The 11,105-nt window shown below is 72.9% G+C and carries 11 protein-coding genes; 6 read left to right on the top strand and 5 right to left on the bottom strand.

What is annotated here, in order from left to right:
* The first annotated feature begins 39 nt into the window (after window positions 1-39).
* Entirely contained in the window at window positions 40-1,062 is a 1,023-nt protein-coding gene (locus ACFW6B_RS17210; protein ID WP_386596732.1) for a zinc-dependent alcohol dehydrogenase, read from the top strand.
* Between the two features lie 19 nt (window positions 1,063-1,081).
* Here ACFW6B_RS17210 and ppk2 read toward each other — a convergent pair whose 3' ends face one another.
* Window positions 1,082-1,885: a polyphosphate kinase 2 gene (gene ppk2, locus ACFW6B_RS17215; protein ID WP_386596734.1), complete on the bottom strand. Its 804-nt coding sequence runs from the start codon at window positions 1,883-1,885 to the stop codon at window positions 1,082-1,084.
* A 120-nt stretch (window positions 1,886-2,005) separates the two neighbouring features.
* On the opposite strand from ppk2, the gene ACFW6B_RS17220 reads away from it, so the two are divergent.
* Window positions 2,006-4,390 (top strand): glycoside hydrolase family 65 protein, encoded by a 2,385-nt coding sequence (locus tag ACFW6B_RS17220; RefSeq protein WP_386596736.1) that lies wholly within the window; start codon window positions 2,006-2,008, stop codon window positions 4,388-4,390.
* A gap of 54 nt (window positions 4,391-4,444) precedes the next feature.
* On the opposite strand, the gene ACFW6B_RS17225 is transcribed toward ACFW6B_RS17220, so the two are convergent.
* The 3 genes from ACFW6B_RS17225 to ACFW6B_RS17235 form a co-directional block, all read right to left on the bottom strand.
* Window positions 4,445-5,149 (bottom strand): response regulator, encoded by a 705-nt coding sequence (locus ACFW6B_RS17225; RefSeq protein WP_386596738.1) that lies wholly within the window; start codon window positions 5,147-5,149, stop codon window positions 4,445-4,447.
* Window positions 5,150-5,284: 135 nt separating this feature from the next.
* The gene (locus ACFW6B_RS17230; RefSeq protein WP_386596740.1) at window positions 5,285-5,944 is read right to left on the bottom strand and encodes a CBS domain-containing protein; all 660 of its coding nucleotides are present in this window, start codon (window positions 5,942-5,944) and stop codon (window positions 5,285-5,287) included.
* Window positions 5,945-5,992: 48 nt separating this feature from the next.
* Window positions 5,993-6,457 carry a Crp/Fnr family transcriptional regulator gene (locus ACFW6B_RS17235; RefSeq protein ID WP_386596742.1) on the bottom strand — a complete coding sequence of 155 codons (465 nt, stop codon included), beginning with the start codon at window positions 6,455-6,457 and terminating at the stop codon, window positions 5,993-5,995.
* A gap of 277 nt (window positions 6,458-6,734) precedes the next feature.
* Here ACFW6B_RS17235 and ACFW6B_RS17240 point away from each other — a divergent pair, with 277 nt between their 5' ends.
* Window positions 6,735-7,355: a hypothetical protein gene (locus ACFW6B_RS17240; protein ID WP_386596801.1), complete on the top strand. Its 621-nt coding sequence runs from the start codon at window positions 6,735-6,737 to the stop codon at window positions 7,353-7,355.
* Between the two features lie 285 nt (window positions 7,356-7,640).
* The gene (locus ACFW6B_RS17245) at window positions 7,641-8,528 is read left to right on the top strand and encodes a universal stress protein (RefSeq protein WP_386596744.1); all 888 of its coding nucleotides are present in this window, start codon (window positions 7,641-7,643) and stop codon (window positions 8,526-8,528) included.
* Window positions 8,529-8,721: 193 nt separating this feature from the next.
* Here the strand turns inward: ACFW6B_RS17245 and ACFW6B_RS17250 are convergent, their stop codons facing one another.
* Window positions 8,722-9,306 carry a hypothetical protein gene (locus ACFW6B_RS17250; RefSeq protein WP_386596746.1) on the bottom strand — a complete coding sequence of 195 codons (585 nt, stop codon included), beginning with the start codon at window positions 9,304-9,306 and terminating at the stop codon, window positions 8,722-8,724.
* A gap of 278 nt (window positions 9,307-9,584) precedes the next feature.
* On the opposite strand from ACFW6B_RS17250, the gene ACFW6B_RS17255 reads away from it, so the two are divergent.
* A complete protein-coding gene (locus tag ACFW6B_RS17255; RefSeq protein WP_386596749.1) occupies window positions 9,585-10,322 on the top strand; it encodes a helix-turn-helix domain-containing protein in 738 nt (245 codons plus the stop codon).
* 240 nt (window positions 10,323-10,562) lie between these two features.
* The gene (locus ACFW6B_RS17260; RefSeq protein WP_386596803.1) at window positions 10,563-11,003 is read left to right on the top strand and encodes a pyridoxamine 5'-phosphate oxidase family protein; all 441 of its coding nucleotides are present in this window, start codon (window positions 10,563-10,565) and stop codon (window positions 11,001-11,003) included.
* Window positions 11,004-11,105: the final 102 nt, after the last annotated feature.

Consider the following 11,105-nt stretch of genomic DNA (forward strand, 5'->3'; position numbering starts at 1 on the left):
GTGCCGATCGCATCCCGTTCGCGCAAGGAGGGACACCTCATGAAAGCAGCAGTCGTACGAGCGTTCGGTGAGCCGCTGGTCATCGAGGAGCGCCCGGACCCCGAGCCGGCACCCGGCCAGGTCCGCATCCGGCTGGAGGCATCCGGGCTCTGCCACACCGACATCCACGCGGCCCACGGCGACTGGCCGGTCAAGCCGAGCCCGCCGTTCGTCCCCGGACACGAGGGCGTCGGCCTGGTCGAGGCACTGGGCGAGGGCGTCACCCACCTCAGGGTGGGACAGCGGGTCGCCGTGCCCTGGCTCGGCAAGGCGTGCGGACGCTGCGAGCACTGTCTCTCCGGCTGGGAGACCCTGTGCGAGCAGCAGATCAACACCGGCTACGGGTGCGACGGAGGCTACGCCGAGAAGATGCTCGCCTGGGCCGACTTCGCCCAGCCGGTGCCCGAGGGGATCTCCCCGCTCGACGCGGCCCCGCTCACCTGCGCCGGCGTCACCACGTACAAGGCCCTGAAGGTCGCCGACGTCCGGCCCAGCCAGCTCGTCGCCGTTTCCGGCGTCGGCGGACTCGGCCATCTGGCACTCCAGTACGCGAAGATCGCCGGGGCGACCGTGGCGGCGATCGACGTCACCGACGACAAGCTCGAACTCGCCCGGGAACTCGGCGCCGACATCGTGATCGACGCCCGCAAGGAGGACGTGGGCGAGGTCCTGCGGAGCCACGGCGGAGCGCACACCGCGCTGGCGCTCGCGGTCAACGAGGAGGCGTTCGCCGCGGTGTACACCGGACTGCGGCGCGGCGGGAAGCTCGTCATGGTCGCCATGCCGGCGCACGGCACGATCCAGGTCCCGATCTTCGAGACCGTGCTGAACGGCACCTCCGTGATCGGCTCCATCGTCGGCACCCGGCAGGACCTGGCCGAGGTGTTCGAACTGCACGCCGCGGGCCGGACCAGGGTCATCCGCGAGTCCCGGCCCCTGGACTCGGTCAACGAGTCCATCGGCGAGGTGCTGCACGGCCGGGTCCAGGCCCGGATCGTCTTCGACTTCGGCGAAGGGAGCTGACCGCGCCGGAGCGGACGCCTCAGAGGCCCGCCGCGTGATCCGGGACGAACGTCTGCAGATCGCGCGGCGGGCGCACGTACCCCGTCGACGGCGGCCGTTCGGGCAGCTCCAGCACCGGCGGCGGCACCTCGTGGTACGGCACCGTGGAGAGCAGATGGGCGATCATGTTCAGCCTGGCACGGCGCTTGTCGTCGCTCTCGACCACGAACCACGGCGCCTCGGTGATGTCCGTGTGCACCAGCATCTCGTCCTTCGCCCGGGAGTACGCCTCCCAGCGGGTGATCGACTCCAGGTCCATGGGCGACAGCTTCCAGCGCCGCGTGGGGTCCTTGAGCCGGCGCCGAAAGCGCTTCTGCTGCTCCGCGTCGCTCACCGAGAACCAGTACTTGCGCAGCAGCACGCCCGCCTCGACCAGCATCCGCTCGAAGATCGGGCACTGCCGCAGGAAGAGCTGGTGCTCCTCCTTCGTGCAGAAACCCATGACGTGCTCGACCCCGGCGCGGTTGTACCAGCTCCGGTCGAACAGCACGATCTCCCCGGCGGCCGGCAGATGCTCCACGTACCGCTGGAAGTACCACTGGGTGCGCTCGCGCTCGGTCGGCTTGGGCAGCGCCGCGATCCGCGCGACGCGCGGGTTCAGGTGTTCCGCCACCCGTTTGATCGTGCCGCCCTTGCCCGCGGCGTCCCGGCCCTCGAAGACCACCACCATGCGGGCCCCCTCGGTCCGCACCCACTCCTGGAGCTTCACCAGCTCCGTCTGCAGACGCAGCAGCTCCCGCTCGTACGCCGCGGGCGGCACCTTCTCCGTCTTCTCGTCGGCCATGCCGCCTCCTCCGCTCGACGCCCGAGGCCGGACACCAGGACAGCACGGTACTGACCGACGACGAACCGCGCACGCCGTATGCCACGGGCGGGCCGCCCGTACCTACCGGAGGATGGAGGCATGGACGACCTCACCTGGGAGTACGAGGGCTACCACCCGGCGCAGGAACGCCTGCGGGAGTCGCTGTGCACCCTCGGCAACGGGTACTTCGCGACCCGGGGCGCGGCCCCGGAGTGCGCCGCCGACTCCGTCCACTACCCGGGCACGTACGCGGCGGGCTGCTACAACCGGCTGACCTCGCAGGTGGCCGGACAGCAGGTCGAGAACGAGGACATGGTCAACCTCCCCAACTGGCTGCCCCTGCGCGTGCGGACCGCCACCGGGAGCTGGCTCACCCCCGACTCCCACCGGCTGCTCGACCACCGGCTGCGCCTCGACCTGCTCGCGGGCACCCTGGAACGCACCGCGCGCTACGAGGACGAGGAGGGCCGCAGCCTCGCCGTCCGGCAGCTGCGCCTGGTCCACATGGCCGATCCGCACCTCGCCCTGCTGCGCACCGAGGTCACGGCCGAGGGATGGTCGGGCCCCGTCGAGATCGAGTCGGCACTCGACGGGACGGTCACCAACAGCGGGGTCGAGCGCTACCGCTCCCTCGCCTCACGCCATCTGACGGACGTCCGGACCGGCACCGGCGGCCCCGGCACGGTCTGGCTGCGCTGCGGCACCACCACCTCGGAGATCGGCATCGCACTGGCCGCCCGGACGGTCACGGACGCGCCCGCCGAGGCCAGGGACGCGCACACCCCGGGACGCGCCGCCCGGTCGCTCAGGATCGAGCTGACCGACGGCCGCACGGTGACCGTGGACAAGACCGTGGCCCTGCACACCTCCCGCGACCGGGCGATCAAGGACCCGCTGGACGCGGCCGTCGACCGGGTCCAGCGGGCCGCGGACTTCGAGACGCTGCTGCGCGACCACCGCACCGCGTGGCGGCAGCTGTGGCGCAAGGCCGAACTGGACGTGCGCGACAGCACGGGCTCGATCCTGCGCCTGCACCTGTTCCACGTGCTCCAGACGCTCTCCCCGCACACCGCCGAGCTCGACGCAGGCGTCCCGGCCCGGGGGCTGCACGGCGAGGCGTACCGGGGACACGTCTTCTGGGACGAACTGTTCGTGCTGCCGTTCCTGAACCTCCACTTCCCCGAGGTCTCCCGCGCCCTGCTCACCTACCGCCACCGCCGTCTGGAGCGGGCCTGCCGGGCGGCCCGTGACGCCGGCCGCACCGGCGCGATGTACCCGTGGCAGAGCGGCAGCGACGGACGGGAGGAGACCCAGCGACTGCACCTGAACCCGCGTTCCGGACGCTGGCTGCCCGACCACTCGCACCTCCAGCACCACGTCGGATCGGCGGTCGCGTACAACGTGTGGCAGTACTGCGAGGCGAGCGGCGACACCGAGTTCCTGCACACCAAGGGCATCGAGATGCTCGTGCAGATCGCCCGCTTCTGGGCCGGCTCCGCCGAGTACGACAGCGGCTACGGCCGCTACCGGATCCGCGGTGTCGTCGGCCCCGACGAGTACCACGACGCCTACCCGGGCACCGACCGGCCCGGACTCGACGACAACGCCTACACGAACGTCACCGCGGCCTGGGTGCTCTGCCGCACGCTCGACGTGCTGGGCGAGATGCCCGAGCTGCTGCGCCGGGACACCGTGGAGCGGACCGGCCTCGACCCCGCCGAACTCGATCTCTGGCACGACGTGTCGAGCGGACTGCACGTGCCCTTCCACGCCGGCGTCGTCAGCCAGTTCGAGGGCTACGGCGCCCTCGCGGAGCTCGACTGGGAGGGCTACCGGCGGAGGTACGGCGACATCCGACGGCTCGACCGGATCCTGGAGGCCGAGGGCGACAGCGTCAACCGCTACCAGGCGTCGAAGCAGGCGGACGTGCTGATGCTCGGCTACCTCTTCTCGCCCGCCGAACTCGGCGCCCTGTTCCGCATGCTCGGACACGAGGTCGACGACACCCTCTGGCGGCGCACCGTCGACTACTACCTCGGCCGTACGAGCCACGGCTCGACGCTGAGCAGCCTGGTGCACGGCTGGGTCCTGGGCCGGGCCAGGCGCGCCGAGGCCTGGACCTACATCCACGAGGCGCTGCGGGGCGACATCGCCGACCTCCAGGGCGGCACCACGGGGGAGGGCATCCACCTGGGCGCGATGGCGGGCACCCTCGACCTCGTCCAGCGCGGGCTGACCGGTCTGGAGACCCGGGGCGGAGCACTGCGGTTCGACCCGGTCCCGCTGCCGGAACTGTCCGAGTACGGTCTCGCGATCCGCTACCGGCGTCACCGCGGTGTCCAGCTGCACCTGAGCTCGGGATGGCTGAACGTGAGCGTGCCGGCGTCGGACGAACCGCCGGTCGACATCACCCTGGCGGACCGCACGGTCACGGTGGCGCCGGGCGAGTCCTGCACGCTCACGCTGCCGGACCGGCGCGCGTGAGCGGGGACCGGTCCGGGTACGCGCGGTACCGGCGGGGGCGGGCCGGTGCGGGACTCAGCGCGTGGAGTGCTGGCCGGCCGTCTCCGGGCGTTCGAGCTGGTTGGCCAGGACCGCGGCCTGGACGCGGCGCTGGACGCCGAGCTTGGCCAGCAGCCGGGAGATGTGGTTCTTCACCGTCTTCTCGGACAGGTACAGCTCCTTGCCGATCTCGCGGTTCGTGAGCCCGTCCCCGATCAGCGCGAGGATGTCCCGCTCGCGCGGCGAGAGGCCGGCGAGCTCCTGCGCGAGGGGCGGCTCCTCAGCCGGGTCCGTGCGCAGCTTGCGCATCAGCCGGGCGGTCGTCGTCGGGTCCAGCATCGACTGGCCGGACGCGACGGTACGGACCGCCGAGATCAGGTCGGACCCCTTGATCTGCTTCAGGACGTAGCCCGCCGCCCCGGCCATGATCGCGTCGAGCAGCGCCTCCTCGTCGTCGAACGACGTCAGCATCAGGCAGGACAGCTCGGGCATCTGGCTGCGCAGTTCCCGGCAGACGCTGATGCCGTCACCGTCCGGCAGACGTACGTCGAGAACGGCCACGTCGGGGCGCAGCGCGGGACCGCGCACCAGGGCGTGCTCCACGCTGTCCGCGTCACCGACCACCGAGATGTCCGGCTCCGCGTCCAGCAGATCGGTCAGACCACGGCGCACCACCTCGTGGTCGTCCAGCAGGAAGACCCTGATCGGGTTCTGCTCGGAGAACGTACGCGCCTCGGTCATGACGACCCCTTGTTCAGTAATGGACGGACCGTGAGTCCACTCAAGTAGATCATCACCCTTTCGGCCCCGGCGTACTAGGGCCGATCGGCCCCTTCCTCGTGCACACGTCCTACCCCGCAGGGGGTGTGATCAGGCTCACCCCTTCGCGTCCTCCGGGCCCGTCAGCTCGAAACCCACGTCCACCACCCCTTCGACGGCCCGCACCAGCCGGGCGGCCACCGGAACGAGCGAGGTGTCGCGGACCCGTCCGAAGAGGGTGACGACACCGCCCCGCACCTCGACGCGGACCGCCGCGGGCGACGCCGGGAACAGACAGGACACGACCTCCCTCCGGACCTCCTCGGCGATGTCCTCGTCGCTGCGCAGGAACACCTTGAGGAGGTCGCCGCGGCTGACGACACCCTCCAGAGTGCCGGTCTCGTCGACGACGGGCAGCCGTTTGACCTTGGCGCGTGCCATGACGCGGGCGGCCTGCGCCAGGGTCGCGTCCGCCCGCACGGTGACCGCCGGAGACGTCATCAGCTCCTCCGCCCGCACGCCGCCGGCCTTGGCGAGATCGTCCAGCCGCCGGGCCTGCGTCCGCCGGTCGGGGTCGTGGTCGCGGAACTCCTGCTTGGGCAGCAGATCGGCCTCGGAGACCACCCCGATCACCCGGCTCTCGCCCTCCAGGACGGGCAGGGCGCTGACCTGCCACTGCTCCATCAGCTGCACGATCTCCTTGAACCCGGCCCCGCGGCCGACGGCGGCGACCGTGTGGGTCATCACGTCGCTCACGATGTGCGGACTGCCGTGCACGGTGACTCCTCGATCGTTTCGATGACGCTTTTGATGCCGCGCCCGTCCTCAGCGCGCGCTGCCGCTTCCGTGGGGGGCGTACAGGTCGAGCAGCCGGGTCCGGGCCGACTGGAGCCGGTGGGCGACGATCTCGCCGGCCCACCGGGTCACGGCCATCCCCAGGGCCGGATCGGTGCGGCACAGGTCCCGGACCTCCTCGGCGTCGAACTCGTACGCGCGCACCGGGCTCGTCGCCTCGGCGCCCAGATGCCAGGTGTGCGGGGCGAACAGCCAGGACCAGCCCACGAGCTCGTTGTGACCGAGGAGCTCGATCACGGCCGGCCGACAGCCCGGGACCCGGGTGTCGAGGGCCACCGTGCCGGTCCTGATGATCCAGAACCGGTCCGCGTGGCGGCCTTCCTCGAACAGTCGGGTGCCCTCGGCGAACGACACCTCGCGGGCCACTCGGAGGAGCTGTTCCCGATGCTGGGCGGGCAGCGCCCGCAGCATGGTGGATGTGGTGGAAGTGCTCATGATTCGCCTCTTCCTGGCGCCGACCCCTTCACCTCAAATCTCGACCCGCGCCGAGCCCGCCGCCATGGGCCGTCCGGCCCCGGTCGCGGGCCCTTCGGCACGGTCCGCGCCGAAGGGCCCGCGGGACGGGCTGCCCGACCCCCGGCAGGGACCTTCGGTCCCGTCGTCGGGGACTTGCGACCCCTCCGAACTCCCTTGTCCCCGCAGGACATTGAAGGCGCAACAGAAGGAAACGACGATCGAGTCCATGTCGAACACCCTGGGAGGGATCAGCATCATGGCAGTCCACGAGCAACCCCGCCGGCGCACAGGGTTCCACCTCCCGTCGCGCGGGATCCGTTCGGCACGGGCCTCGGGCGAGGCCGCGGACGCACCGGCCACGACGGTCCGCTCGTACGCCTTCGCGGGCCTGCGTCTGCTGACGGGCTTCGTCTTCCTGTGGGCCTTCCTCGACAAGACCTTCGGGTTCGGCTACGCGACCCCGTCCGGCAAGGGCTGGATCGACGGCGGCTCGCCCACGAAGGGGTTCCTCGGCGGGGTCGCCGCCGGGCCGATGGAGTCGACGTTCCACTCCTGGGCCGGTCAGACCTGGGTCGACTGGCTGTTCATGGCCGGCCTGCTCGGCATCGGCGTCGCCCTCGTCGCCGGTGTCGCCCTGCGGCTCGCCGCGGTCGCCGGCACCGTGATGATGGCGTTCATGTGGCTCGCCGAGTGGCCGCCGGCCCGGCACCTGTCCGACGGTTCGCCGAGCATGTCGCCCAACCCCTTCGCCGACTACCACGTGGTCTACGCGGTCGTCCTGGTGGCCCTCGCCGCCGCGGGCGCCGGTGCCACCTGGGGTCTGGGCCGGCTCTGGGAGCGGCTTCCCCTGGTGAACCGCAGTCCCTGGCTGCGGTGACCGCGGCCGTCGCGGCGCCCCCGTGAACGTGCGGGGGCGCCGCGACGTACACCGCCGGGCTCCGCCGTACTCGTGCCGCGCTCCGCCGCGCGGGAGGGGTTCCACCCGCCCGCGGCGGGAACACGGGCACCCGACCGGTCGGGTGCGGGACCGGCCGCTTCGTCACCGGCGGGCGCGAAGTCCCGCGCCGCATGGGCTGGTTGGTCCCTTCCGGGGACCTGCGGCCCCTCCTCGGGCGCCCGCACCACCACGAGACTGATCACGCATCCCCAAGGAGGTCCCCAGATGTCCCGCACCATCGTCGTCGGTCTGGACGGCTCGCCCGAGAGCCTCGCCGCAGCCGAATGGGCAGCCGGTGAAGCCCGGCGCACGGACGCCCGACTGCACCTCGTGCACGCGTGGTTGTGGCACCCCTACGTGTACGGCCCGCTGGCCGGCGCCTCGGTTCCGCCGTCCTCGGAGGACCCGCAGCGCGACTGGGCCGAACGCCTGCCGCACGAGACCGCGGCCGGGCTCGTCACGGACCACCCCGGTCTGTCCGTCACGGCCGAGCGCGTCGCCGAACAGCCCGTCACCGCCCTGCTGGCCGCCGCCGAGGACGCCGAGCTGCTGGTCCTCGGGTCCAGGGGCCTCGGCGGCGTCGCCGGCTTCCTGACCGGGTCCGTGGCGCAGGCCGTGGTGGCCAGGAGCCGGACGCCGATCGTCCTCGTACGGGCCGACGCTCGGCCCGCAGGGCCTGCCTCCGGGCACGAGGAGGTCGTCCTCGGACTCGACCTGGAGCACCCGGACGCCTCCGTGATCGGGTTCGCCTTCCGGGCGGCGGCCCACAGGGTGACGGACCTGCGCGTCGTCCACGGCTGGAGCCTGCCGCCGTACTACGGCTACGGCGGGGCCCTCGACGCGGGCGTCGACGGCGCGCTGCTCACCGAGGTCCAGCGCCACCTCGCAGAGGCGCTGGCTCCCTGGCGGGAGAAGTTCCCCGCCGTCGAGGTGCGCGAGCAGGCCGTCGTCGGCGGCGCGGGGCCCCATCTCGTCGAGGCCTCGCGGAACGCCGCGCTGGTCGTGGTCGGCCGTCGCACCCGGCGGTCCCCGGTCGGCAGCCACATCGGCCCGGTCACCCAGGCGGTGCTCCACCACTCCACCGCGCCGGTCGCGGTGATCCCGCACGACTGACCGCCCACCGCCGCCGCACGAGGAAGGGCCCCGGGGATCCCCGGGGCCCTTCCTCGTGCGCGCACCCGGAACACCGGGCGGCCGGACGCATCCGCGAGCGTGAGGGCCGTACGCACCCGCGCCCGGGGGACGGACGTGCCCGGGACCGGGGAACGGGCGCACCCACGACCACGGAAGGACGGACGTGCCGGGGTCAGGGGGTCTTGTGCCCCCACTGCGGGCCGAGCCGTTCCCACTCGCGCTCCCACCGGTCGTAGCGCCGCTGGTCGAGCCGCCAGCGGGCGAGGCCGCCCGCGCCGAAGACCAGGCCGGCCAGGGCCACGGCGGCGCCGATGCCCAGCAGGGTGGACTCGGTGGCCGCGGCGCTCGCGGTCGGCGGTGCCGTGGTGGGCAGGCCCCGCGCGTCCAGCCAGATCACCACGTGGGCTCCGGCCTTCTGCCCGGATTCCACCAGGGCGCTGCCGACGTGCGGCGCCCCGTCCGCGGCCGTCCACCGGACCGTCGCCCGGACCCTGTCGTAGACCGTGCCCTCCCCGGCGGGCACCGCCGATCCCGTACCGCCGACCAGTACGGCGGGGACGGCGTGCCGGTCGTGGCGCAGCCGCGTGAAGGACTCGTCGGCGGCGCGGGCCGTCGCCAGACCGGCGAGGGTGCCGCCCAGCACCATCACCGTCCAGACGATCAGCACGATCCACGCCTCGAAGACGTCGTCACGGCGACGCAGCGGATTCCTCCGCCAGCGCCAGCACCACTGCCTCGCACCCTGTGCTCCGCGCATGGCACCGCACCTCCTCGTTACCCCCCAACAGTGCAAGGGGATCGCCGCGCGCGCGAGCCGTGGCAAGGGCCGCCCGGTCCCGCGGTGGGGACCGACCGGCCCATGTGCGCGGCATCTGCCCCGGTCAGGGTGGATATGTGAGGCCGAGTCGCGTGCCGAACGGCCTGTCGACGAGGCGATGTCCGTCCTGGCCGCCGGGGCGCTCCACTCGGCGGGGCGCTCCACCCGTGGGGACCCTCCGCTCGTCGCGACGCCCCGCCGGAAGGAAGTGATGGGTCATGTTCGAACAGACACGAAGCGTCATGTCCGCACAGGTGCGAGGGCCGGCGGCCGGCAGGGCAGCGGCCGATCCGGATCCGCCGGGCACCCCGGCGGGGGCGGGCGACGTCGGGCGGCGCATCGCCGCGCGACGCGAGGAACTCGGTCTGACCCGGCAGGACGCGGCCGTCCGCGCGGGCATCGCCGCCGACTACCTCCGGTACCTGGAGCAGCAGCCCAGCGCGGCTCCCGGGACGAGCGCCCTGATCCGGCTCGCGGACGCCCTCGACACCAGCGTCGCCGCCCTGCACGGAGGCGGGACCGGACTGCCGCCGGGCACCGGCCGGGCCGCCGACCACGCCGAGCTGATCGAACTCGGCCCCGAGGAATGCCGGGCCCGGCTGTCGACGCACGGCGTCGGCAGGATCGCCGTCCTGACGCCCGACGGGCTCGTGGTCCTTCCCGTCAACTACGGCGTCGTCGAGGGGGCGGTCATGTTCAGGACGGCGCCCGGTTCGGCACCCGCGGCCGCGGTCGGAGCCCGGGTCGCCTTCGAGGTGGACCACATCGACGAGGCCCTCGGCCAGGGCTGGAGCGTGCTCGTCCAGGGCCGTGCCCGTGCCGTGACCGGTGCCAGCGCCGTACGGCGGCTCGACGCCCTCGCCCACAGCCGCCCCTGGGCCGGCGGAGCGCGGCGCGACCTGTGGGTAGGCGTCGACGTGGAAAGGATCTCGGGCCGCCGGATCGTCGTGCACTGACCGGTCCCGGACCGGGCGCGGGGGCTCCGGACCGGGCGACTCGGTGCCGAGTCCGTCGGCGGCGAAGGCACCGAAGCCCGGCGACCCGGCCCCGGCCGGTGAAGCGGGCACCGGGAAGCGGCCATTCTCCGCCCGGCCGGGACCAATGGTCCCTGTTCCGCCCGGCCCCGGCCGCCGGAGTCTGAACCGCATGTCGCTGTACTGCTGTGTCGCCTCGACGCGTGAGAGTTGGCCCCGGTGATGAATCCCAACGACGGCTTCCGTGAACTCGGCCGGCAGGAGTGCCTGGACCGGCTCGTCGGCGCGCCCATCGGCAGGGTCGTCCACACGCGGGACGCCCTGCCCGCGGTCCTGCCGGTCAACTTCCGTCTGGACGGAGAGTCCGCCGTCGTGCTGCGGACGTCGGCCGACTCGGAACTGGCCCGCTGCATCGACGGCGTGGTGGTGGCCTTCGAGGCCGACGCGGTGGACGCGACCGCGCACTCCGGCTGGAGCGTGGTCGTGACGGGCCGCGCCGTGGTGGTGACCGACCCGGTCGAGCACGAACGCCTCGACCGGGCGGGCCCCTGGTCCTGGGTGGCCTCGCCCCGCGACGTCTTCATCCGGATCGCCTCCGAGCTCGTCACCGGACGCGAGCTCGTCGGGGGCCGCACGCTCTACGGCGTCGACCTGCCCCTCTGAGAGGCCACCGGGGGGCCGAAAGGCCCCCGGACGCGGGACTTCGGCTCCTTGAGTCTGTACTGTTCGGCGCCCGCCGGGACGATCGCGATGGACGAGTATCGA

It is taken from the genome of Streptomyces sp. NPDC058751 (assembly GCF_042746485.1).
Classification (GTDB): Bacteria; Actinomycetota; Actinomycetes; order Streptomycetales; family Streptomycetaceae; genus Streptomyces.